Below are 22,305 nucleotides of genomic sequence, written 5' to 3' on the forward strand. Positions count from 1 at the left end.
TAACAACGAACTAGATTGATTCTGATAGTTGTTTTATCCATAAAGTACAAAGAATGTTTAGAGAAAGAAAGCGAACAATGCTAGGATTTTGTTAAAGGGAATTCTAAGTATTGTTCGCTTTTGTGGTATAATAATTATTATGCAGAAAAAACCAACGTCAGCCTATGTGCACATCCCGTTTTGTACCCAGATTTGTTATTATTGTGATTTTTCAAAAGTTTTTATCAAGAATCAGCCAGTCGACAGCTATTTAGAGCATCTGTTAGAAGAGTTTCGTTATTATGATATTCAAAAGTTGCGGACCCTCTACATTGGTGGTGGGACACCAACAGCCTTGTCAGCTCCGCAACTGGAGGTGTTATTGAAGGGCTTGACTAAAAACTTGGACTTGTCTGTCTTGGAGGAGTTGACCATTGAAGCCAATCCAGGCGACTTGGATGCAGATAAGATAGCTGTTTTGAAGAACTCGGCTGTCAATCGTGTGTCGCTAGGTGTGCAGACCTTTGACGACAAGATGCTGAAAAAAATTGGGCGCAGTCATTTGGAGAAAGATATTTATGAAAATATCGATCGCCTGAAACTGGCTGGTTTTGACAATATCTCCATCGATTTGATTTATGCACTGCCTGGTCAGACCATGGAGCAGGTCAAGGAAAATGTGGCTAAGGCCATTGGACTTGATATTCCCCATATGAGTTTGTATAGCTTGATTTTAGAAAATCATACGGTCTTTATGAACCGTATGCGACGAGGGAAATTGCCTCTGCCTAAGGAGGAACTGGAAGCGGAGATGTTTGAGTACATCATCGCAGAGCTGGAGCGAGCTGGTTTTGAGCATTATGAGATTTCCAATTTCTCCAAACCCGGTTTTGAAAGTCGTCACAATCTCATGTACTGGGACAATGCTGAATACTATGGCATCGGTGCTGGAGCATCTGGTTATGTCAATGGAGTGCGCTATAAAAATCATGGTCCCATTCGTCATTATCTCAGTGCAGTTGAGGAAGGTAATGCTCGCATCACAGAAGAGCACCTGAGTCAAAAAGAGCAAATGGAAGAAGAAATGTTCTTGGGGCTCCGCAAGAAATCAGGGGTCTCTATGGCGCGATTTGAAGAAAAATTTGGACGGTCTTTCGATGGACTTTATGGAGAAATTGTCAGAGACTTGGTGCAACAAGGTCTCATGCAAATAGACGGTGATCGCGTGCGCATGACAAAAAGAGGTCTCTTTTTAGGAGACATCGTAGCAGAACGATTTATTTTGGAGTAGGATGATGGGCTTAACTTATCAAATGAAAATGAAAATTCCTTTTGATATGGCTGATATGAACGGTCATATCAAGCTTCCAGATGTGATTTTGCTGTCCCTGCAAGTTTCAGGGATGCAGTCGATTGAACTGGGAGTTAGTGATAAGGCCATTTTGGAAAACTATAATCTGGTCTGGATTATCACAGATTATGATATTGAGGTGGTTCGTTTGCCTCGTTTTGCGGAAGAAATCACTATCGAGACGGAAGCCCTGAGCTATAATCGACTCTTTTGCTACCGTCGCTTTACCATTTATGATGAAGCGGGACAGGACCTTATCCACATGATGGCGACCTTTGTTCTCATGGATCGAGACAGTCGAAAAGTCCATGCTGTTGAACCTGAGATTGTGGCTCCGTATCAGTCTGATTTTGATAAAAAACTTATCCGCGGACCAAAGTATGAGACTTTGGAAGAGCCAATCAGCAAGGATTACCATGTCCGTTTTTACGATTTGGATATGAATGGTCATGTCAATAACAGTAAATACTTGGACTGGATTTTTGAGGTCATGGGAGCGGACTTTTTGACCCAATATATTCCCAAGAAAATCAACCTCAAGTATGTCAAGGAAGTTCGACCAGGTGGGGTGATTACATCGGCTGTTGAACGGACTGAACTGGAAAGCAAGCATGAGATTACAAGCGACGGTGTTACCAATGCACAGGCTATTATTACTTGGCAAGAAATAGAAAAGGCTTAGGGAGAAATAGATGAAATATAAAGGCTATTTAATTGATTTAGACGGAACCATTTATAAGGGGAAAGATAGAATTCCAGCAGGAGAGGCTTTTGTTCATGAATTGCAAAAGCGGGACATCTCCTATCTCTTTGTGACTAACAATACAACCCGCACTCCTGAGAGTGTTCAGGAGATGCTGGCTCAGAATTTTAATATCGATACTCCTCTATCGACTGTCTACACAGCGACTTTGGCAACTATCGACTATATGAACGACTTGGGACTGGAAAAGACTGTCTATGTCATCGGAGAAGCAGGTCTCAAGGAAGCCATCAAGGCGGCTGGTTATGTGGAAGACAAGAAAAATCCTGCCTATGTGGTAGTAGGTCTGGACTGGCAAGTTGACTATGAAAAATTTGCGACAGCAACTCTAGCTATCCAAAAGGGTGCTCACTTTATCGGAACCAATCCTGATCTCAACATCCCTACAGAACGCGGTCTTTTGCCAGGGGCTGGTTCACTGATTACCCTACTTGAAGTAGCAACACGAGTGAAGCCTGTTTATATCGGAAAACCAAATGCTATCATTATGGACAAGGCGGTTGAGCACCTAGGTTTGGAACGTGAAGAGTTGATCATGGTTGGGGACAATTATCTGACTGATATTCGGGCTGGGATTGACAATGGCATTCCAACGCTCTTGGTGACGACAGGTTTTACCAAGGCAGAAGAAGTAGCAGACCTGCCAATCGCACCGACTCATGTGGTTTCTAGCCTTGCGGAGTGGAACTTTGATGAAAACTAAATTAACCTTTTGGAGCTCTATGCTCTTTCTCCTCTCTCTTTTTATCCTTCTGACCATTTATCTGGCTTGGATTTTTTATCCGCTGGAAATCAAGTGGTTGAACTTAACGAATCGAGTTTATCTAAAACCAGAAACCATTCAGTACAACTTTCATATCTTGATGAATTACCTGACCAATCCTTTTAGTCAGGTCCTAGAGATGCCAGATTTTCGTTCGTCAGCAGCTGGTCTGCACCACTTTGAGGTGGCCAAGAACCTCTTTCACTTGGTTCAGCTAGTAGCTCTAGTGACACTTCCAAGTTTCTATTTCTTTGTCAATAAGATTGTAAAAAAGGGCTTTTTATCTTTATTTAGTAAAGGGCTCCTGACCCTAGTGGTTTTTCCTTTGCTGATTGGACTTGGGGGAGTTTTGATTGGTTTTGACCAATTCTTTACTCTTTTCCATCAAATTCTCTTTGTGGGAGATGATACCTGGCTTTTTGACCCATCCAAGGATCCAGTTATTCTGATTTTACCAGAGACTTTCTTCCTTCATGCTTTCCTCCTCTTTTTTGCCCTCTATGAAAGCTTCTTTGGCTATCTTTATCTGAAAAGTCGTAAGAAGTGAATTGAAAGCTGTTTTTAATTTGTATATATAAAAATGCATATGATTTAAAGCTATCCTTAAGAGTGAATTAAGCAAATCCAATTGTGTCAATCGTTCGCAAACAGTCTATTTTTCTTGAAAAAATAGGCTTTTTTTCTAAAAATCTCTAGTCAAGCGCTTTATTTTTTTGTATAATAGAATTAGCAAAGTATAGATAAGAAGAGAAAAGCATGATTACACTATTTCTATCACCGAGCTGTACATCATGTCGTAAGGCTAAGGCCTGGTTAGAAAAACATAAGGTTCCCTTTGTGGAACACAATATTATGACCAGTCCTTTAACAAGAAAAGAATTGCAACACATCCTTTCCTTGACCGAAAATGGTACTGATGACATCATTTCAACTCGTTCAAAAATTTTTCAAAAATTGAATATTGATGTAGAGAGTATTTCGGTATCGGAATTGCTTCATTTGATTGAGCAGTACCCTAGTCTTTTGCGTCGTCCCATTATTATCGATGCCAAGCGCATGCAGATCGGTTTTAATGAAGATGAGATTCGTGCTTTTCTTCCTCGTAGTTACCGTAAGCAAGAACTAAAAGAAGCAAGAATGAGAGCTGGTATTAGTTAATGAACAAACAGTATAGTTACCCACTAGATTTGTCGTGGAGCACTGAAGAACTTGCTTCAGTGCTTTCTTTTTTTAATGATGTTGAAGCTGCCTATGAGGGCAAGGTAGAGGCTAAAAAGTTACTGGACTCCTATAAGGGATTCAAGGCGGTCGTGCCAAGCAAGAGTGAGGAGAAACGTTTGGGACGAGAATTTGAAACAGTTAGTGGCTATTCGCTTTACCGAGCAGTTCAGGCTGCCAAGGAAAAAGGGGAAGGAAAGATTTCTCTTGGAAAGTAAATTTGAATTTGCTAAAGAGCTAATTAAGAAAGCGGGCCAGTACATACTTGACCATATGCAGGAAGATTTGCAGGTTACGACTAAGTCCTCTCCAACAGATTTGGTGACCAGACTGGACAAGGAAGTTCAGGAGCTATTGGTTGGTGAGATTTTGTCCCGTTATCCTGAGGATAAGATTTGTGCTGAAGAAGGTTGTCTGCGAGCTTCAGTTCAAGAGGGCAAGGTTTGGGTCATTGATCCCATTGATGGGACCAATAATTTTGTGGCCCAGCAGGAAGATTTTGCTGTCATGATGGCTTATTTTGAAAATGGTCAGGGGCAGTTTGGGCTGATTTATGATGTGGTCAAAGGGGATTGTTATCACGGTGGTGGGGAATTTCCGGTTTGCCGAAACGATCAGCCCCTAGCTCCTTTTAAAACTAAACCACTTGGAGATTTTCTTATTGCAGGGAATAGTGGCATGCTGGAAACCAATGAATGGGGACTGGCTGATTTGAGTCGAGCCGTACTAGGTGTACGTGTCTATGGTAGTGCGGCCATTAGTTTTGCCAAGATTTTGTCAGGGCGTTTGTTGACCTATGTCACCTATCTGCAACCATGGGATTATGCTGCGGCTAGTATTTTAGGGGAAAGTCTGGGCTATGAGGTTGTGACTCTTTCTGGTGAAGCTCCTGATTTTCAAACCAGACAACCGGTCATGATGCTACCTCTTGAGATGCAGGAGGAAATTCAGTCCTATATTTACGAAAGGAAAAGAACTTAAATGCAATTTCCAGAAGGATTTGTTGAAAAATATGAAGAGATACTAGGAGATGAGGCAAGAGATTTTCTTGCCTCTTTTGAGGAGGAAGCGGTTTCGGCCTTTCGGGTCAATCCCTTAAAAGAAGAGCAACTTTCCTTTTCTGATGCCATTCCTCAAACCCCTTGGGGACACTATGGGAAGGTTTCAGGTAAATCGCCTGAGCATGCTACAGGTTTAGTATATTCGCAAGAACCCGCTGCTCAAATGGTGGCTCAGGTAGCCCAGCCTAGTCCTGGAATGAAGGTTTTGGATTTGGCCGCTGCACCGGGTGGTAAATCAACTCAATTAGCAGCCTATCTAGCAGGGGAAGGGCTTCTTGTTTCCAATGAAATTTCAAGCAAACGGGCTAAGATTTTAGTAGAAAACATGGAGCGCTTTGGAGCGACAAATGTCGTGGTGACCAATGAATCTGCTGACCGTTTGTCCAAGGTCTTTAAAGGCTATTTTGACCTCATTGTCCTAGATGCCCCTTGCTCAGGGGAAGGGATGTTCCGTAAGCAACCAGATGCTATGGACTATTGGAGCCTTGATTATCCGAGCCAATGTGCTAGCTTGCAAAGAGAAATTCTGGAAGATGCAGTAACCATGCTTGCAGAAGGTGGCCGTCTGGTTTATTCAACCTGTACCTGGGCACCTGAGGAAAACGAAGAGATTGTCAATTGGCTACTGGAGGAGTATGATTTTGACTTGTTGCCAGTAGAGCATATCAATGGAATGGTAGCTGGTATTGACCTGCCAGAAACGGCTCGGATGTACCCTCATCATTTTAAGGGAGAGGGTCAGTTTGTAGCTCATCTACAGTTTAAGGGTGATAATCCAGCTCCTAAATTTAAGGCAAGTAAGAGCAATCTCAGCCGAGAACAAGTTGTCTTGTGGCAGGAATTTGCCCAAAAACACCTAAAAATCAATCTATCAGGTATCTTGCAGACGTTTGGAGATCAGCTTTATCTCTTGCCAGAACTTTTGCCAGATTTAGGGAAACTCAAGATTGCTCGCAATGGACTGCATCTAGGGACCTTTAAGAAGAAACGCTTTGAGCCTAGTTTTGCTCTTGGTCTAGCCTTGAAACCGAGTCAGGTCAAGCAGTCGGTTGAAATTGACCAAGAAGAGTTTGTAAAGTATGTGGCTGGAGAAACTGTTCAGCTGGCAGAAAGTCTGCCAAATGGTTGGTACCAAGTTTTGGTTCAAGGCAATGGTTTGGGCTTTGCTAAGGTGACTGGAAATGTTTTGAAAAATTATTTTCCTAAAGGTCTCAGATTCAAGTGAAAATGCTAGTCAAAGTAGCTTGTCTATGTTATAGTGGAAGTATGGATTTTTTTCAAATTGTCTTTCATTTTAAGTCAAAATTGGTGGGAAGGTAACTAAGCAAATTTCTAGTTAAACCAAGCTAATACTCTTCGAAAATCAAATTCAAACCGCGTCAACGTCGCCTTGCCGTACTCAAGTACAGCCTGCGGCTAGTTTCCTAGTTTGCTCTTTGATTTTCATTGAGTATAAGAACTTTAGTTGGCTCCCAATTATCAAAAGAAAAACATAAATAAATAGTTGAAAAAATTCACAGCATTCACCATTATTTTCAAGGAGAAAAACAGTGAAAAAAAGGAAAAAACTCGCTCTATCCCTTGCGGCTCTTTTGCTGGCAGGTTCTTTGGCGGGATGTGCTAGCTGGATTGATCGTGGAGAATCCATGACAGCTGTTGGTTCAACGGCTCTTCAGCCCTTGGTCGAAGCAGCAGCAGATGAATTTGGCTCTATGCACATTGGAAAAACAGTCAACGTCCAAGGTGGAGGATCTGGTACAGGTCTGTCTCAGGTTCAGTCTGGAGCCGTTGATGTAGGAAATTCAGACGTATTTGCCGAGGAAAAAGACGGTATAAACGCATCCGCTCTAGTAGACCACAAGGTTGCTGTAGCGGGCTTGGCAGTGATTGTAAACAAAGAAGTTGACGTTGAAAATCTGACAACTGAACAACTCCGTAGTATCTTCACAGGCCAAGTGACCAACTGGAAAGAGGTCGGTGGAAAAGATCTAGCCATTTCTATTATCAACCGTGCAGCAAGTTCTGGTTCGCGTGCAACCTTTGATAGTGTTGTCATGGATGGCCAATCTGCCATGCAGAGTCAAGAACAGGATTCAAATGGGATGGTCAAAAACATTGTTTCCCAGACACCAGGAGCCATTTCTTACCTAGCCTTTGCCTATGTGGATGACTCGGTGAAACGCATGAAGTTGAATGGCTATGAGCCAATTGCAGAAAATGTTACAAGCAATAACTGGCCTTTGTGGTCTTACGAACACATGTATACCCTAGGTCAACCAAATGAATTGGTGGCAGAATTTCTCAACTTTGTCCTCTCAGATGAAGCGCAAAGTGGAATCGTTAAGGGGATGGGTTACATTTCTGTTAAGGAAATGAAGGTTGAAAAAGATGCTGTCGGAACGGTGACAGCGCTAGAAGGGAGTCAATAATGAATCAAGAAGAATTAGCTAAAAAATTACTTTCTCCCTCAAAGAACTCTCGTTTAGAGAAACTAGGAAAAGGTTTGACCTTTGCCTGTCTGTCTTTGATTGTCATCATTGTGGCAATGATTTTGATTTTCGTAGCCCAAAAAGGCTTGTCGACCTTCTTTGTCAATGGAGTTAATATCTTTGATTTCCTATTTGGTCAAACTTGGAATCCTTCAGGTAAACAATTTGGTGCCCTTCCTATGATTTTGGGTTCCTTTATTGTCACAATCCTGTCAGCACTTATCGCAACTCCTTTTGCCATTGGAGCAGCTGTCTTTATGACCGAAGTCTCACCAAAAGGTGCTAGAATCTTGCAACCAGCCATTGAATTGCTGGTCGGTATCCCTTCCGTTGTGTATGGATTTATCGGTTTGCAGGTCGTAGTTCCTTTTGTTCGCAGTGTCTTTGGTGGAACTGGTTTTGGGATTTTGTCAGGGATTTTCGTTCTCTTTGTCATGATTTTACCGACGGTAACCTTTATGACAACGGATAGTTTGCGTGCGGTGCCTCGTCACTACCGTGAAGCTAGTTTGGCTATGGGGGCCACTCGTTGGCAAACCATCTGGCGCGTGACCTTGAAGGCAGCGCGTTCAGGGATTTTCACAGCAGTGGTCTTTGGGATGGCGCGTGCCTTTGGTGAGGCCTTGGCCATTCAGATGGTAGTCGGAAACTCAGCAGTTGTCCCAACTTCATTGACAACACCTGCTGCGACCTTGACCTCTGTGTTGACCATGGGTATCGGAAATACCGTTATGGGAACAGTTGACAATAACGTTCTCTGGTCACTGGCCTTAGTCTTACTCTTGATGAGTTTGGCCTTCAACAGTGTGATTAAATTGATTACGAAAGAAAGAGGAAAGAAAAACTATGCACGCTAAGAAATTAGATAAAATTGCAACAGCTGTCCTCTACTCGATTGCAGGGATTATCGTTGCCATCTTGGCATCCTTGATTCTCTATATCTTGGTTCGTGGTTTGCCTCACATCTCTTGGTCTTTCTTGACTGGCAAATCATCTTCTTACCAAGCAGGTGGAGGGATTGGAATTCAGCTTTATAATTCCTTCTTCCTTTTGGTCATTACCTTGATTATCTCTGTGCCTTTGTCTATGGGAGCTGGGATTTTCCTAGCTGAATATGCCAAGAAAGGTCCTGTGACCAATTTTGTCAGAACCTGTATTGAAATCTTATCTTCACTGCCATCAGTGGTTGTGGGTCTCTTTGGTTATTTGATCTTTGTAGTTCAGTTTGAGTATGGATTTTCAATAATCTCAGGTGCCTTGGCCTTGACGGTCTTTAACCTGCCTCAGATGACGCGTAATGTTGAGGACAGTTTGAAACACGTTCACCATACGCAGCGTGAAGCTGGTCTGGCCCTTGGGATTTCTCGTTGGGAGACTGTGGTCCATGTGGTCATTCCAGAAGCCCTACCAGGTATTGTGACTGGAGTCGTCTTGGCCTCTGGTCGTATATTTGGTGAGGCTGCGGCTCTTATCTATACAGCAGGACAATCCGCTCCAGCCCTTGACTGGTCTAACTGGAATATTCTCAGTGTGACTAGCCCAATCTCTATCTTCCGTCAAGCAGAAACCTTGGCTGTCCACATCTGGAAGGTCAATAGTGAAGGAACCATTCCAGATGGAACTATCGTATCAGCAGGTTCTGCGGCCGTGCTCCTCATCTTTATCCTCATTTTTAACTTTGGAGCCCGTAAACTCGGAAGCTACTTACACAAGAAATTAACCGCTGCCTAAAGGAGAAGCCATGTCAAAATATAATTGGGATGAAAAGCATATCATCACCTTTCCTGAAGAGAAAGTGGCCCTCTCTACTAAGGATTTACATGTTTACTACGGTAAAAATGAATCTATTAAGGGCATCGATATGCAATTTGAAAAAAATAAAATCACGGCCTTAATTGGCCCTTCTGGTTCAGGGAAATCAACCTACCTCCGCAGTCTCAACCGTATGAATGATACCATTGATATTGCCAAGGTCACAGGTCAAATCCTCTATCAAGGGATTGATGTCAACCGCCCAGAAATCAACGTTTATGAGATGCGCAAGCACATTGGAATGGTCTTCCAACGCCCAAATCCCTTTGCCAAGTCTATCTACCGCAATATCACTTTTGCTCATGAACGTGCAGGGGTTAAGGACAAGCAAGTCTTGGATGAAATTGTGGAAACTTCTCTCCGTCAAGCTGCCCTTTGGGATCAGGTCAAAGACGATTTGCACAAGTCAGCCTTGACCTTATCAGGTGGTCAGCAGCAACGTCTTTGTATCGCTCGTGCTATTTCTGTTAAACCAGATATTCTCTTGATGGATGAGCCAGCGTCTGCCTTGGATCCGATTGCGACAGCCCAGCTGGAAGAAACCATGTTGGAATTAAAGAAGGACTTTACCATCATTATCGTGACCCACAGTATGCAACAGGCTGCGCGTGCTAGTGATTACACAGGATTTTTCTACTTGGGTGACTTGATTGAGTATGATAAGACGTCTAATATTTTCCAAAATGCCAAACTACAGTCAACCAATGACTACGTAACAGGACACTTTGGATAGAAAGGAAACAGTATGACAGAAGCGATTTTACAGGTGTCAGACCTGTCCGTTTACTACAATCAAAAGAAGGCCTTGAATAGTGTTTCCCTCTCTTTCCAACCCAAGGAGATTACAGCCTTGATTGGTCCATCTGGATCAGGGAAATCAACCCTCCTCAAGGCTATCAACCGCATGGGGGATCTCAATCCAGAGGTGACTACAACTGGTTCGGTGGTTTACAACGGCCACAACATTTACAGTCCACGTACCGATACGGTTGAATTGCGTAAGGAAATCGGTATGGTCTTTCAACAACCGAACCCTTTCCCTATGTCTATCTACGAAAATGTTGTTTACGGGCTTCGTATCAATGGAGTTAAGGATAAGCAGGTTCTGGATGAAGCGGTAGAAAAAGCCCTACAACGAGCTTCTATCTGGGATGAGGTCAAGGATCGCCTGCATGATTCAGCTATCGGTCTTTCAGGTGGACAACAGCAACGTGTCTGTGTTGCCCGTGTCTTGGCAACCAGTCCTAAAATCATTCTCTTGGATGAACCGACTTCAGCCTTGGACCCTATCTCGGCTGGTAAGATTGAGGAAACCTTGTATGGTCTAAAAGATAAATACACCATGCTCTTGGTTACGCGTTCCATGCAACAAGCCTCTCGTATCTCTGACAAGATAGGATTTTTCCTTGATGGAGATTTGATTGAGTTTAACGATACCAAGAAGATGTTCCTAAACCCACAACACAAGGAAACAGAAGATTATATTTCAGGAAAATTTGGATAAGGAGATAAATGATGTTACGTTCTCAATTTGAAGAAGATTTAGAGAAATTGCACAACCAGTTCTACGCTATGGGACAAGAAGTGCTATCCCAAATCAATCGTACAGTGCGTGCCTTTGTTACGCACGACCGTGATTTGGCCAAGGAAGTCATCGAAGACGATGCAGAAGTAAACGAATACGAAGTGAAGTTGGAGAAGAAATCATTTGAAATGATTGCCCTTCAACAACCCGTTTCTCAAGATTTGCGTACTGTTTTGACAGTCTTGAAGGCTGTATCTGACTTGGAACGTATGGGGGACCATGCCGTTTCCATTGCCAAGGCGGCAATTCGTATGAAGGGGGAGCAACGCATCCCAGCTGTTGAAGAAGAAATCAAGAGAATGGGTCGCGATGTCAAGAACTTCGTTGAAGCAGCCCTTGAACTCTATCTCAATGGTTCAGTAGACCAGGCCTATGAAGTAGCAGCCATGGATGAAAAAATCAACCATTACTTTGATAGCATTCGTGACTTGGCTACAGAAGAAATCAAGAAAAATCCTGATGCCATTGTTACAGGTCGTGATTACTTCCAAGTGATTGCCTTCTTGGAACGTATTGGAGACTATGCCAAGAATATCTGTGAATGGGTTGTTTACTTTGAAACAGGCAAGATTGTCGAACTATAAAACAGATTCATTCTGTATAAAAAGGAGCTTGAAATCAACTGATAGCTCCTTTTCTTGAATGAAAAAAATATTTTTAAGATAAAAATTCAAAAAACACTTGACAAGTAACTTGGATAGCGTTATAATTATACAAAATTAACAGAGAGGTTGTTTATTTATGAAATCAAAAAAATGGATATTTGTTTTATGTAGTTTTCTTGCAAGTTTCTTCTTAGTAGCTTGCCAGTCGGGTTCTAATGGTTCTCAGTCAGCTGTTGAGGCCATTAAGCAAAAGGGGAAATTAGTTGTGGCGACTAGTCCTGACTATGCACCTTTTGAGTTCCAATCATTGGTTGACGGAAAAAACCAGGTAGTCGGTGCGGACATTGATATGGCCCAAGCTATCGCTGATGAACTTGGGGTTAAGTTGGAAATCTCAAGCATGAGTTTTGACAATGTCTTGACTAGTCTTCAAACAGGTAAGGCTGATCTAGCGGTTGCGGGAATTAGCGCTACTGACGAGAGAAAAGAAGTCTTTGATTTTTCAATCCCTTACTATGAAAACAAGATTAGTTTCTTGGTTCGTAAGGCTGATGTAGAAAAATACAAGGATTTAACTAGCCTTGAAAGTGCTAATATTGCAGCCCAAAAAGGGACTGTTCCAGAAGCTATGGTCAAGGAACAATTGCCAAAAGCTCAATTGACTTCCCTAACTAATATGGGTGAAGCTGTCAATGAGTTACAGGCTGGAAAAGTAGATGCCGTTCATATGGATGAGCCTGTTGCTCTTAGCTATGCTGCTAAAAATACAGACCTAGCTGTCGCAACTGTTAGCTTGAAGATGAAGGACGGCGAAGCCAATGCAGTTGCCCTTAGAAAAAATAGTGCTGATTTGAAAGAAGTGGTGGACAAGGTCATCCAAAAACTCAAGGATGACGGTACCTACCAAAAATATCTTGAAAAGGCAGCAAGCCTAACAGAAATTGAAGAATAATACTCAATGAAAATCAAAGAGCAAACTAGGAAGCTAGCCGCAGGTTGCTCAAAGCACTGCTTTGAGGTTGTAGATAAGACTGACGAAGTCAGTTACATATATCTACGGTAAGGCGACGCTGACGTGGTTTGAAGAGATTTTCGAAGAGTATAAGAAAAAGCAGAGTTGGAAGTCAGTCCAATTCTGCTTTTAAATAGTCTAAAACATTTTCCAGATTGTCTAAGGACACCTTGGCAAATTGATAAGGACAGGTGCTTAAATAGGCCTCTTCAAAGAAATCCAAGCCCAGTTGGCTGTGTTTGAGACTAGCAATTTTAGGATATTGTCTCAGGTCTAGTAATAAACCATCGTGAAGGGGATAATGAGGAAGGGGACAAGGAGTGTTAGCTAGTCTTTCCTCGATTTGCTTCTGGTGAGCTTCCTGATTGGACAAGCGAACCAGACGATTTTTCTCAAATAATTGACTGTCGATATAGAGTGATAAGGCCTTTTGCATGATGAGGTTGCTATCGTAGTCTAGGATATTTTTGTAGGCCACAAAGGCTTCCTTGATAGCATTTGGAAGGATGAGTGCTGTTATCCGCAAGGCTGGAAAGAGGCTGGTTGAGAAGGACTTGATATAAATGACGCGCTCTTCTGTATCCAGATAGTGGAAGGTTTGGCCCTTCTTGGAGTCCAAATCACCCAGATAATCGTCCTCTACGATATAGACACTATACTTGGCAGCTAAGTCAAGAATAGCCCGTTTGTCCTGCTCTGAATAGGAATGGCCTAGAGGATAGTGAAATCGAGGAATGGTATAGAAAAACTTAATTTTTCCTGTCTTGAAGTGTCGCTCCAGCTCCTTCAAGTCAATCCCATCAATGCCTCGTTCAATCGTTTGATGGTCCAGACCTTGAGCAATCAAGAGGCGATTCATTCGATGGTAGGTCGGTTGTTCCACCAAGATTTCCTTGGCTTGGCTAGGAAAGGAAATTTGAGAAAGGATAAAAAGGGCTTGTTGGGTTCCAGAGGTCAGTACCAGTTGGTCAGCCTTGCAGTAGAGGGCTTGGTCAAAGAGGAGTTGGTGAATGGATTGTCTTAAGTCTTCTAATCCTTCTTGGTTGTCATAGTAGTTGAAGAGGTAGTTTTCCCGGCCAATTAAGGTTTCATTGACACAGAGTCGGAAATCGTCATAGGCGCTGGCGTGTTCGTCCGTAACCTCAATTTCTAGGTCCTGGTGTTGCCCTTGTTCTAGGACATAGTAACCACTCTGGGGCTTGGCATAGAGGTATTGTTCGTGCCGTAATTCCAGCAGGGCTCGTTGAATGGTGTCCTTGCTGCAGTGAAAGTCAAGGCTCAGTTGACGAATAGAAGGCAGGCGGCTTCCCGTCGGAAATCGTCCAGACTCGATACTATTTTTCAGATAGGAAACAACCTCTTGGTACTTGCTTTGTTTCTTCATTCCAGACCTCCCTTGATTTTGTTACATTGTACCCTTTTTTTTCCTTCTTGGCAATGTCTAGAGTGTTTCTCTCGTTCACATCTAGGAGCAAATGTGGTATACTTAGGAGTAAGATTTATAGAATAACAGACAAGAAAGTGAATGGATAAGAACGTGCAGGAACCAGTGAAATTATTTCAATACAATACCCTTGGAGCCTTGATGGCTGGCCTTTATGGTGGTACTATGACAGTAGGAGAATTGCTAGAACATGGTGACCTTGGTTTGGGAACCTTGGATTCTATTGATGGAGAATTGATTGTCTTGGATGGCAAGGCCTATCAGGCCAAAGGCTCAGGAGAACAACCAGAAATTGTAGAAGTATCACCAGATGCCCTTATTCCTTATGCAGCAGTAGTACCACATCAGGCAGAGGTCATTTTCCGCCAGCGCTTTGAGATGACGGACAAGGAATTGGAAGAGCGAATCGAGTCTTATTATGATGGGGAAAATCTTTTCCGATCGATCAAGATTCGTGGGGAATTTTCGCATATGCATGTGCGTATGATTCCCAAGTCAACACCAGATACCAAGTTTGCTGAGGTAGCAACCCATCAACCTGAATATAGTCGTGACAATGTGGCGGGAACCATCGTTGGTTTCTGGACGCCAGAGATTTTCCATGGAGTCAGTGTGGCAGGCTATCATCTCCACTTCATCTCAGATGATTTGACCTTCGGTGGGCATGTCATGGACTTTGTCATCAAGGAAGGCATTATCGAGGTGGGAGCAGTTGACCAGTTGGACCAACGTTTCCCAGTCCAAGACCGTCAATACTTGTTTGCTAAGTTCAATGTTGACGAGATGAAAAAAGATATTGAAAAGGCAGAATAGGAGAAGAAAATGACCATTCATATTATCATTACCATGGTGCTGTTGCTAGCTTTTCTGTTTGGGAGCATTTGGTATGCCAAAAAGAAATACCAGATCAATTTAGCTGTCTTGGGCTTGGGGGCTGTTGCCTTCTTTGTCTCTTCACAGATTTTGGAAAAACTGGTGCATATCTTGGTTTTGCATCCTCAAAAAGACGGTAGTATTGCCCTCTTGCAGGATCATCCGCTTGTCTATATCATTTATGGTCTAGCCATGGCAGCATTTTTTGAGGAAACAGCTCGCCTTATTTTTTTCAAATGGTTGGAGAAAAAGAGAAGTTTGGAAAAGGCAGATGCCTTGGCCTATGGCTTGGGGCATGGTGGCTTGGAGTTGATTTTCCTAGGCCTTACTAGTTTGATCAATCTCTACATCGTTCTTTCGGCAGTTCAAACGCAAAATCCACAGATTATGCAATTACTGTCTGAAAATATGTTGAAAACCATCCAGTCGCTATCAATCTGGCAGATTTATTTGCTTGGTTTTGAGCGAATCTTGGCGCTAGGTTTCCAATTACTTTTGACAGTTTGGGTTTACCAAGCTATTCGCCAGAAGAAATGGATTTATCTCCTAGCAGCCTATGGCCTACATGCCTTCTTTGATCTGGCACCATCTCTAGTCCAAGTTGGCTGGCTGACAAATCCAGTCTTGGTTGAAGTGGTCCTAGCACTGGAGCTCGTTCTGGTTGCCTATGGAACCAAGGCAATCTTTTGTAAAAAATCATAAAAAGAGGGGAAACCTCTTTTTTGTTTAAAATAAGCCCAAGATTTTTTTAGGGTCGTCAAATGGTCTTAAAAATGGTATAATGGAATGAATTTTGTAAAAGGAAGAGTGACATGTCTGTAAGAGAAAAAATGCTTGAAATCTTAGAAGGAATTGATATCCGTTTTAAGGAACCCTTGCATAGTTATAGTTATACAAAAGTAGGTGGAGAGGCTGATTATCTGGTCTTTCCACGAAATCGTTTTGAGTTGGCTCGCCTTGTCAAATTTGCCAATCAAGAAAATATTCCTTGGATGGTTCTTGGAAATGCCAGCAACATTATCGTTCGTGATGGTGGGATTCGTGGATTTGTCATCTTGTGTGACAAGCTCAATAACGTTTCAGTTGATGGATATACCATCGAAGCAGAAACAGGAGCCAACTTGATTGAGACAACTCGCATTGCCCTTCGTCATAGTTTGACTGGCTTTGAGTTTGCTTGTGGCATTCCTGGAAGCGTTGGTGGTGCTGTCTTTATGAATGCCGGTGCCTATGGTGGCGAGATTGCCCACATCTTGCAGTCTTGTAAGGTCTTGACCAAGGATGGAGAAATCGAAACCCTGTCTGCCAAGGACTTGGCTTTTGGTTACCGCCACTCAGCCATTCAAGAGTCTGGTGCAGTTGTCTTGTCAGCTAAATTTGCCCTTGCTCCAGGAACCCATCAGGTTATCAAGCAGGAAATGGACCGTTTGACGCACCTACGCGAACTCAAGCAACCTTTAGAATATCCATCTTGTGGTTCGGTCTTTAAGCGTCCAGTAGGTCATTTTGCAGGTCAATTAATTTCAGAAGCTGGCTTGAAAGGCTATCGTATCGGTGGCGTAGAAGTGTCTGAAAAGCACGCGGGATTTATGATCAATGTTGCTGACGGAACGGCCAAAGACTACGAAGACTTGATTGAGTCTGTTATCGAAAAAGTCAAGGAACACTCTGGCGTTACTCTTGAGAGAGAAGTCCGTATTCTAGGTGAAAGCAAGTAGGAAGCTGTAGTTGAAAAGCTGCTGCTATGTCATGGAAAGGGGGTGAAAGCCTATCGTTAGTGCAGAAGAATGTAGGCAGTTCAATCTCCTACACGAGGTAGTAGCGGCCTGACAGAGCCCTGATCTGTTAATCTATGAAAAAGAAGGAATAAATGACAATTGAAAAAACCAATTATTGAATTCAAAAACGTCTCAAAAGTTTTTGAAGACAGCAACACTAAGGTTCTCAAAGACATCAACTTTGAGTTGGAAGAAGGGAAATTCTACACCCTTCTAGGCGCATCTGGTTCAGGGAAATCAACTATCCTTAACATCATTGCAGGTTTACTGGATGCGACGACAGGAGATATTTTGCTGGATGGTGTCCGTATCAATGACATTCCAACCAACAAGCGAGACGTCCATACAGTCTTCCAATCCTATGCCTTGTTTCCACATATGAATGTGTTTGAAAATGTTGCCTTTCCGCTCCGCTTGCGTAAAATTGACAAGAAAGAAATCGAGAAACGCGTAGCGGAAGTTCTCAAGATGGTTCAGTTGGAAGGTTACGAAAAACGTTCCATCCGTAAACTCTCTGGAGGACAACGTCAGCGTGTGGCTATTGCCCGTGCCATCATCAACCAACCCCGTGTGGTTTTGCTGGACGAGCCTCTGTCAGCGCTGGACTTGAAATTAAGAACAGATATGCAGTACGAACTGCGTGAACTGCAACAACGATTGGGCATTACCTTTGTCTTTGTCACTCACGATCAGGAAGAAGCCTTGGCTATGAGTGACTGGATTTTCGTTATGAATGATGGCGAGATTGTCCAGTCTGGAACACCTGTGGATATCTACGATGAGCCGATCAATCACTTTGTTGCCACCTTTATCGGTGAGTCAAATATCTTGCCAGGAATCATGATTGAGGACTACTTGGTTGAGTTCAACGGCAAACGCTTCGAAGCGGTTGATGGTGGGATGAAGCCAAATGAACCTGTTGAGGTTGTTATTCGTCCAGAGGATTTGCGGATTACCCTTCCTGAAGAAGGCAAGCTCCAAGTTAAGGTCGATACCCAGCTCTTCCGTGGGGTTCACTATGAGATTATTGCCTATGACGAACTTGGAAATGAATGGATGATCCACTCGACTCGCAAGGCCATTGTGGGTGAGGAAATCGGTCTGGACTTTGAACCAGAAGACATCCACATCATGCGTCTCAATGAAACCGAAGAAGAGTTCGATGCCCGTATCGAAGAATACGTGGAAATCGAAGAGCAAGAAGCAGGTTTGATCAATGCAATCGAGGAGGAAAGAGATGAAGAAAACAAGCTCTAAACTCTTTGTAGTGCCCTACATGCTTTGGATTGCACTCTTTGTCCTGGCACCCTTGGTATTGATTTTCGGCCAATCCTTTTTCAACATTGAAGGACAATTCAGTTTAGAAAATTATAAGTCCTATTTTGCGTCACAAAACTTGACCTACCTAAAAATGAGTTTCAACTCTGTACTCTATGCAGGAATTGTGACCTTTGTGACCTTGCTTATCAGCTATCCAACAGCCCTCTTTTTGACCCGTCTCAAGCACCGTCAACTCTGGCTTATGCTGATTATCCTGCCTACTTGGATCAATTTGCTCCTTAAAGCCTATGCTTTTATCGGGATTTTTGGTCAGAATGGCTCTATTAACCAATTCTTGGAATTTATCGGAATCGGTTCACAGCAATTGCTCTTTACCGATTTCTCCTTCATCTTTGTCGCAAGCTACATCGAGCTTCCCTTTATGATTTTGCCGATTTTCAATGTCTTGGACGATATGGATAACAATCTCATCAATGCCAGCTATGACCTCGGTGCGACCAAGTGGGAGACCTTCCGTCATGTCATCTTCCCTTTATCGATGAACGGCGTGCGAAGTGGAGTTCAGTCGGTCTTTATTCCAAGCTTGAGTCTCTTCATGCTGACCCGTTTGATTGGTGGGAACCGCGTTATCACCTTGGGGACAGCCATTGAGCAGAACTTCCTGACCAATGACAACTACGGTATGGGTTCAACCATCGGTGTGATTCTCATTCTGACCATGTTCATCACCATGTGGGTGACCAAGGAAAGGAGAGAACGATGAAAAAATTTGCCAATCTATATCTGGGACTGGTCTTTCTTGTCCTCTACCTGCCAATCTTTTACTTGATTGGCTACGCCTTTAATGCAGGCAACGACATGAACAGCTTTACAGGCTTTAGTTTGAGCCATTTTAAAACCATGTTTGGCGATGGTCGTCTCATGTTGATTGTGACTCAGACCTTTTTCTTGGCCTTTCTGTCAGCCTTGATAGCGACCATTATCGGGACTTTCGGTGCTATTTACATTTATCAGTCTCGTAAGAAATACCAAGAAGCCTTTCTTTCCCTCAATAATATCCTCATGGTTGCTCCTGATGTTATGATTGGTGCTAGCTTCTTGATTCTCTTTACCCAACTCAAGTTTTCACTTGGATTCTTGACAGTTCTTTCCAGTCACGTGGCCTTCTCCATTCCTATCGTGGTCTTGATGGTCTTGCCTCGACTCAAGGAAATGAATGGCGACATGATTCATGCGGCTTACGACTTGGGAGCCAGTCAATTTCAGATGTTCAAGGAAATCATGCTTCCTTACCTGACACCGTCTATCATTGCAGGTTATTTCATGGCCTTCACCTATTCGCTAGATGACTTTGCCGTGACCTTCTTTGTAACGGGAAATGGCTTTTCAACCCTCTCAGTCGAGATTTACTCTCGAGCTCGCAAGGGGATTTCGCTAGAAATCAATGCCCTGTCTGCCCTTGTCTTTCTCTTTAGTATTATCCTAGTTGTTGGATATTACTTTATCTCACGTGAGAAGGAGGAGCAAGCATGAAAAAACTCTATTCATTTTTAGCAGGAATTGTAGCCATTATCCTTGTCTTGTGGGGAATTGCGACTCATCTCGATAGTAAAATCAATAGCCGAGATAGTCAAAAACTGGTTATCTACAACTGGGGAGACTATATCGATCCAGAACTCTTGGAGCAATTCACAGAAGAAACAGGAATCCAAGTCCAGTATGAGACCTTTGATTCCAACGAAGCCATGTATACCAAGATTAAGCAGGGTGGAACGACTTATGATATTGCCATCCCAAGTGAGTACATGATTAACAAGATGAAGGACGAAGACCTTTTGGTGCCACTTGATTATTCAAAACTTGAAGGAATCGAAAATATCGGACCAGAGTTTCTCAACCAATCCTTTGATCCAGGTAATAAATTCTCTATTCCTTACTTCTGGGGAACACTGGGAATTGTCTACAATGAAACTATGGTCGATGAAGTGCCTGAGCATTGGGATGACCTCTGGAAGCCAGAGTATAAGAACTCTATCATGCTCTTTGATGGGGCGCGTGAGGTGCTGGGACTAGGACTCAATTCGCTAGGCTACAGCCTCAACTCCAAGGATACCCAGCAGTTGGAAGAGACAGTGGACAAGCTTTACAAGCTCACTCCAAATATCAAGGCTATTGTGGCGGACGAGATGAAGGGATACATGATTCAGAATAACGCTGCTATCGGCGTGACCTTCTCTGGTGAAGCCAGCCAAATGCTAGAAAAAAATGAAAATCTACGCTATGTGGTACCGACAGAAGCCAGCAACCTTTGGTTTGACAATATGGTCATTCCCAAAACAGTCAAAAACCAAGATGCAGCCTATGCCTTTATCAACTTTATGTTGAAACCTGAAAATGCTCTCCAAAATGCGGAGTATGTCGGCTATTCAACTCCAAACCTACCAGCCAAGGAACTGCTACCAGAGGAGAAAAAAGAAGACAAAGCCTTCTATCCAGACGCTGAAACTATGAAACACCTAGAAGTTTATGAGAAATTTGACCATAAATGGACAGGAAAATATAGCGACCTCTTCCTGCAGTTTAAAATGTATCGGAAGTAGGAGTTAGCAGTCACGAAACGAATCAGTTAGAGCTGGTTCGTTTTTTTAACTCTTTTTCTTTGCAATAACAATATTTTATGGTATAATGTAAGCGTAAACACAAACACAAGAAACTCTCTAAATATTCTATGCTTTTAAAAAAGATAGGAGGAATAAATCATGAAAAAGAAGTTTATGATTTTCTTAACAGCAGTTGCTAGTTTATTGTTTTTAACAACATTTTCAACTACAAAGGCAGATGAAAATATTGACAATAACGGTAGTTATGAAACAAGAACATCTTTAGTAATGAAAGTCGGGGATTCTGCTACACAAGTATTTACAGATAATTCTGGGGAAGAAAATGTAATTACCGTTACAAAGGTTGCTGACAGACCTAGAACCAGTTTTAGATGGGCACAAGTTGGTAGTGAAAAAGCTAGTAACGGAACTTATCATATAAGTTACAGACGCGGGATATTTAACTGTGGCTTCTATATCACAATAGATACTCGTAACATTACCAGCGCATATGATTTATGGTATTTCCATCTAGTAGGCACAAACTCCGCAAATTTAGTGCATGAAAGTAATAGGAGAGCAACAGCATATTTCACATTTCAACTCAGTGTTCCTTGGATTAACGGCCCAAGTTGGGACGGAGCTCTTCGAGCAGAGCTCGACGCAGACTATCTAGTTACACTGGTGAAGTAAAATGGGAATGTTTGGTTTGATGACAGTCGCTCTTACTATAACTCTCTTTCTAATCATCATTTTTTTAATAGTAAAAAATCTTAAGAAATAAACAATTTAAAATATTTAGAGAGCAGATAAAGACACCAAAATTAAATAATTTGGTGTCTTTTATTATGAAATATTCAAAAACTTGGGATAAAAGTTGGGATAAAAAGAAAAATGGCAGTAAGAAAAAGTATATTCTGAAAAAGTAATCTGAGATGTAGGGAATGGGTTATTTAAATAGGAATCATTTCCAGTTGACGCAAACTTAAAAAAACGTTATAATAAGAAAGTTGAGAATTGATTTTCTCTTGTCTTAGTCCAGAGAAATGGCGGTGCTGCGAGCCATCTAAGCTAGAAAGTCATGCTACTCAATTTAACAATTGCATAAGAACAAGAGAATGACAAGTTCATTGAATGAAGGTGGTACCGCGGTTTTTCGCCCTTCGTGATATGAGCTTGTCTTTTGATTTTTGGAGGTGTTGATGAAAACATTTCTTGTCAAACAAAAGTTTCGTCTTGGAGGCGAACGCTTCGCTATCAAGGATGACAGGGGAGAAATCGCCTATCAGGTGGAGGGATCATTTTTTAAGATTCCCAAAACTTTTACCATCTATGATGCGGCTGGTGAACAGGTCAGTCAGATTAGTAAAGAAATCTTGACCTTGCTTCCTCGTTTTGAGATTCAGCTTCGGGATGGCTCGAGTTTTGTCATTCGCAAGAAGTTGACCTTCTGGCGAGATAAGTATGAGTTTGATAATCTAGGTCTTCGTATCGAGGGCAATATCTGGGATTTGAATTTCAAATTGCTGGATGATCGCGATCAGCTGATTGCGGAAATTAAGAAGGAACTCTTCCATCTGACCTCTACCTATACCGTAACGGTTCTTGAGGATGCTTATGCAGACCTAGTCATTTCCCTCTGTGTCGCGATTGACTATGTGGAAATGCTGGAAAGCCAATCACATTAAACA

Annotated in this window: 25 protein-coding genes; 24 read left to right on the forward strand and 1 reads right to left on the reverse strand. The window is 42.4% G+C overall.

Annotated features, from left to right (window positions below):
• The first annotated feature begins 139 nt into the window (after window positions 1-139).
• The 15 genes from hemW (at window position 140) to HT679_RS08450 (ending at window position 12,578) form a co-directional block, all read left to right on the forward strand.
• Window positions 140-1,270 carry a radical SAM family heme chaperone HemW gene (gene hemW, locus HT679_RS08380; RefSeq protein ID WP_173214070.1) on the forward strand — a complete coding sequence of 377 codons (1,131 nt, stop codon included), beginning with the start codon at window positions 140-142 and terminating at the stop codon, window positions 1,268-1,270.
• Between the two features lie 4 nt (window positions 1,271-1,274).
• Entirely contained in the window at window positions 1,275-2,012 is a 738-nt protein-coding gene (locus HT679_RS08385) for an acyl-[acyl-carrier-protein] thioesterase (RefSeq protein ID WP_173214072.1), read from the forward strand.
• A gap of 10 nt (window positions 2,013-2,022) precedes the next feature.
• Window positions 2,023-2,796, forward strand: coding sequence for a TIGR01457 family HAD-type hydrolase (locus tag HT679_RS08390; RefSeq protein ID WP_173214074.1), 774 nt, complete (start codon window positions 2,023-2,025; stop codon window positions 2,794-2,796).
• The gene (locus tag HT679_RS08395) at window positions 2,786-3,403 is read left to right on the forward strand and encodes a TIGR01906 family membrane protein (RefSeq protein ID WP_173214076.1); all 618 of its coding nucleotides are present in this window, start codon (window positions 2,786-2,788) and stop codon (window positions 3,401-3,403) included. The genes HT679_RS08390 and HT679_RS08395 overlap by 11 nt, the downstream gene beginning before the upstream one ends.
• 209 nt (window positions 3,404-3,612) lie before the next feature.
• On the forward strand, window positions 3,613-4,014 hold the full coding sequence (locus HT679_RS08400; protein ID WP_000631259.1) for a Spx/MgsR family RNA polymerase-binding regulatory protein: 402 nt from the start codon (window positions 3,613-3,615) through the stop codon (window positions 4,012-4,014).
• Window positions 4,014-4,292: a UPF0223 family protein gene (locus tag HT679_RS08405; RefSeq protein WP_001041974.1), complete on the forward strand. Its 279-nt coding sequence runs from the start codon at window positions 4,014-4,016 to the stop codon at window positions 4,290-4,292. Before HT679_RS08400 ends, HT679_RS08405 begins: the two co-directional genes overlap by 1 nt.
• Window positions 4,282-5,055 (forward strand): inositol monophosphatase family protein, encoded by a 774-nt coding sequence (locus HT679_RS08410; RefSeq protein ID WP_173214077.1) that lies wholly within the window; start codon window positions 4,282-4,284, stop codon window positions 5,053-5,055. Before HT679_RS08405 ends, HT679_RS08410 begins: the two co-directional genes overlap by 11 nt.
• A complete protein-coding gene (locus HT679_RS08415; protein ID WP_173214079.1) occupies window positions 5,056-6,360 on the forward strand; it encodes an RsmF rRNA methyltransferase first C-terminal domain-containing protein in 1,305 nt (434 codons plus the stop codon). It begins immediately after the preceding gene.
• A gap of 325 nt (window positions 6,361-6,685) precedes the next feature.
• On the forward strand, window positions 6,686-7,564 hold the full coding sequence (locus tag HT679_RS08420; protein ID WP_173214081.1) for a phosphate ABC transporter substrate-binding protein PstS family protein: 879 nt from the start codon (window positions 6,686-6,688) through the stop codon (window positions 7,562-7,564).
• Window positions 7,564-8,481: a phosphate ABC transporter permease subunit PstC gene (gene pstC, locus HT679_RS08425; protein ID WP_001070903.1), complete on the forward strand. Its 918-nt coding sequence runs from the start codon at window positions 7,564-7,566 to the stop codon at window positions 8,479-8,481. Before HT679_RS08420 ends, pstC begins: the two co-directional genes overlap by 1 nt.
• Window positions 8,471-9,355 carry a phosphate ABC transporter permease PstA gene (pstA, locus tag HT679_RS08430; protein ID WP_000543046.1) on the forward strand — a complete coding sequence of 295 codons (885 nt, stop codon included), beginning with the start codon at window positions 8,471-8,473 and terminating at the stop codon, window positions 9,353-9,355. Before pstC ends, pstA begins: the two co-directional genes overlap by 11 nt.
• 10 nt (window positions 9,356-9,365) lie before the next feature.
• Complete coding sequence (pstB, locus tag HT679_RS08435; protein ID WP_000049848.1) at window positions 9,366-10,169, forward strand: phosphate ABC transporter ATP-binding protein PstB; 804 nt, start codon at window positions 9,366-9,368, stop codon at window positions 10,167-10,169.
• Between the two features lie 12 nt (window positions 10,170-10,181).
• The gene (gene pstB, locus HT679_RS08440; RefSeq protein ID WP_173214083.1) at window positions 10,182-10,940 is read left to right on the forward strand and encodes a phosphate ABC transporter ATP-binding protein PstB; all 759 of its coding nucleotides are present in this window, start codon (window positions 10,182-10,184) and stop codon (window positions 10,938-10,940) included.
• 11 nt (window positions 10,941-10,951) lie between these two features.
• Complete coding sequence (gene phoU / locus HT679_RS08445; RefSeq protein WP_000946458.1) at window positions 10,952-11,605, forward strand: phosphate signaling complex protein PhoU; 654 nt, start codon at window positions 10,952-10,954, stop codon at window positions 11,603-11,605.
• Between the two features lie 157 nt (window positions 11,606-11,762).
• Window positions 11,763-12,578, forward strand: a complete 816-nt coding sequence (locus tag HT679_RS08450) for an ABC transporter substrate-binding protein (RefSeq protein ID WP_173214085.1) — start codon at window positions 11,763-11,765, stop codon at window positions 12,576-12,578.
• Between the two features lie 172 nt (window positions 12,579-12,750).
• On the opposite strand, the gene HT679_RS08455 is transcribed toward HT679_RS08450, so the two are convergent.
• Window positions 12,751-14,022: a PLP-dependent aminotransferase family protein gene (locus HT679_RS08455; RefSeq protein ID WP_173214087.1), complete on the reverse strand. Its 1,272-nt coding sequence runs from the start codon at window positions 14,020-14,022 to the stop codon at window positions 12,751-12,753.
• A 141-nt stretch (window positions 14,023-14,163) separates the two neighbouring features.
• On the opposite strand from HT679_RS08455, the gene budA reads away from it, so the two are divergent.
• The 9 genes from budA (at window position 14,164) to HT679_RS08500 (ending at window position 22,302) form a co-directional block, all read left to right on the forward strand.
• Window positions 14,164-14,895 carry an acetolactate decarboxylase gene (gene budA, locus HT679_RS08460; RefSeq protein WP_000360314.1) on the forward strand — a complete coding sequence of 244 codons (732 nt, stop codon included), beginning with the start codon at window positions 14,164-14,166 and terminating at the stop codon, window positions 14,893-14,895.
• A gap of 9 nt (window positions 14,896-14,904) precedes the next feature.
• The gene (locus tag HT679_RS08465; protein ID WP_173214089.1) at window positions 14,905-15,657 is read left to right on the forward strand and encodes a YhfC family glutamic-type intramembrane protease; all 753 of its coding nucleotides are present in this window, start codon (window positions 14,905-14,907) and stop codon (window positions 15,655-15,657) included.
• Between the two features lie 110 nt (window positions 15,658-15,767).
• A complete protein-coding gene (murB, locus tag HT679_RS08470; RefSeq protein WP_173214092.1) occupies window positions 15,768-16,673 on the forward strand; it encodes a UDP-N-acetylmuramate dehydrogenase in 906 nt (301 codons plus the stop codon).
• Window positions 16,674-16,832: 159 nt separating this feature from the next.
• Window positions 16,833-17,990, forward strand: a complete 1,158-nt coding sequence (locus HT679_RS08475; RefSeq protein ID WP_042750955.1) for an ABC transporter ATP-binding protein — start codon at window positions 16,833-16,835, stop codon at window positions 17,988-17,990.
• Window positions 17,971-18,777 carry an ABC transporter permease gene (locus tag HT679_RS08480; RefSeq protein WP_000753801.1) on the forward strand — a complete coding sequence of 269 codons (807 nt, stop codon included), beginning with the start codon at window positions 17,971-17,973 and terminating at the stop codon, window positions 18,775-18,777. The genes HT679_RS08475 and HT679_RS08480 overlap by 20 nt, the downstream gene beginning before the upstream one ends.
• Window positions 18,774-19,547, forward strand: coding sequence for an ABC transporter permease subunit (locus HT679_RS08485; RefSeq protein ID WP_000712740.1), 774 nt, complete (start codon window positions 18,774-18,776; stop codon window positions 19,545-19,547). Before HT679_RS08480 ends, HT679_RS08485 begins: the two co-directional genes overlap by 4 nt.
• Window positions 19,544-20,614 (forward strand): ABC transporter substrate-binding protein, encoded by a 1,071-nt coding sequence (locus tag HT679_RS08490; RefSeq protein WP_023939757.1) that lies wholly within the window; start codon window positions 19,544-19,546, stop codon window positions 20,612-20,614. Before HT679_RS08485 ends, HT679_RS08490 begins: the two co-directional genes overlap by 4 nt.
• A gap of 159 nt (window positions 20,615-20,773) precedes the next feature.
• Window positions 20,774-21,307 carry a DUF5626 family protein gene (locus HT679_RS08495; protein WP_023939759.1) on the forward strand — a complete coding sequence of 178 codons (534 nt, stop codon included), beginning with the start codon at window positions 20,774-20,776 and terminating at the stop codon, window positions 21,305-21,307.
• Window positions 21,308-21,816: 509 nt separating this feature from the next.
• Window positions 21,817-22,302, forward strand: coding sequence for an LURP-one-related/scramblase family protein (locus HT679_RS08500; protein ID WP_000847060.1), 486 nt, complete (start codon window positions 21,817-21,819; stop codon window positions 22,300-22,302).
• Window positions 22,303-22,305: the final 3 nt, after the last annotated feature.

Source organism: Streptococcus sp. 4886, assembly GCF_013276485.1.
Taxonomy (GTDB): Bacteria; Bacillota; Bacilli; order Lactobacillales; family Streptococcaceae; genus Streptococcus.

Bases quoted from the DNA above. Each gene is read 5' to 3' on its own strand.
- HT679_RS08415 (WP_173214079.1), top strand. From the start codon at position 5,056: ATGCAATTTCCAGAAGGATTTGTTGAAAAATATGAAGAGATACTAGGA.
- pstB (WP_173214083.1), top strand. From the start codon at position 10,182: ATGACAGAAGCGATTTTACAGGTGTCAGACCTGTCCGTTTACTACAAT.
- budA (WP_000360314.1), top strand. From the start codon at position 14,164: ATGGATAAGAACGTGCAGGAACCAGTGAAATTATTTCAATACAATACC.
- pstB (WP_000049848.1), top strand. From the start codon at position 9,366: ATGTCAAAATATAATTGGGATGAAAAGCATATCATCACCTTTCCTGAA.
- HT679_RS08485 (WP_000712740.1), top strand. From the start codon at position 18,774: ATGAAAAAATTTGCCAATCTATATCTGGGACTGGTCTTTCTTGTCCTC.
- pstA (WP_000543046.1), top strand. From the start codon at position 8,471: ATGCACGCTAAGAAATTAGATAAAATTGCAACAGCTGTCCTCTACTCG.
- murB (WP_173214092.1), top strand. From the start codon at position 15,768: ATGTCTGTAAGAGAAAAAATGCTTGAAATCTTAGAAGGAATTGATATC.
- HT679_RS08480 (WP_000753801.1), top strand. From the start codon at position 17,971: ATGAAGAAAACAAGCTCTAAACTCTTTGTAGTGCCCTACATGCTTTGG.
- hemW (WP_173214070.1), top strand. From the start codon at position 140: ATGCAGAAAAAACCAACGTCAGCCTATGTGCACATCCCGTTTTGTACC.
- HT679_RS08400 (WP_000631259.1), top strand. From the start codon at position 3,613: ATGATTACACTATTTCTATCACCGAGCTGTACATCATGTCGTAAGGCT.
- HT679_RS08395 (WP_173214076.1), top strand. From the start codon at position 2,786: ATGAAAACTAAATTAACCTTTTGGAGCTCTATGCTCTTTCTCCTCTCT.
- HT679_RS08490 (WP_023939757.1), top strand. From the start codon at position 19,544: ATGAAAAAACTCTATTCATTTTTAGCAGGAATTGTAGCCATTATCCTT.
- HT679_RS08495 (WP_023939759.1), top strand. From the start codon at position 20,774: ATGAAAAAGAAGTTTATGATTTTCTTAACAGCAGTTGCTAGTTTATTG.
- HT679_RS08455 (WP_173214087.1), bottom strand. From the start codon at position 14,022: ATGAAGAAACAAAGCAAGTACCAAGAGGTTGTTTCCTATCTGAAAAAT.
- HT679_RS08405 (WP_001041974.1), top strand. From the start codon at position 4,014: ATGAACAAACAGTATAGTTACCCACTAGATTTGTCGTGGAGCACTGAA.
- HT679_RS08465 (WP_173214089.1), top strand. From the start codon at position 14,905: ATGACCATTCATATTATCATTACCATGGTGCTGTTGCTAGCTTTTCTG.
- HT679_RS08390 (WP_173214074.1), top strand. From the start codon at position 2,023: ATGAAATATAAAGGCTATTTAATTGATTTAGACGGAACCATTTATAAG.
- HT679_RS08500 (WP_000847060.1), top strand. From the start codon at position 21,817: ATGAAAACATTTCTTGTCAAACAAAAGTTTCGTCTTGGAGGCGAACGC.
- phoU (WP_000946458.1), top strand. From the start codon at position 10,952: ATGTTACGTTCTCAATTTGAAGAAGATTTAGAGAAATTGCACAACCAG.
- HT679_RS08385 (WP_173214072.1), top strand. From the start codon at position 1,275: ATGGGCTTAACTTATCAAATGAAAATGAAAATTCCTTTTGATATGGCT.
- pstC (WP_001070903.1), top strand. From the start codon at position 7,564: ATGAATCAAGAAGAATTAGCTAAAAAATTACTTTCTCCCTCAAAGAAC.
- HT679_RS08450 (WP_173214085.1), top strand. From the start codon at position 11,763: ATGAAATCAAAAAAATGGATATTTGTTTTATGTAGTTTTCTTGCAAGT.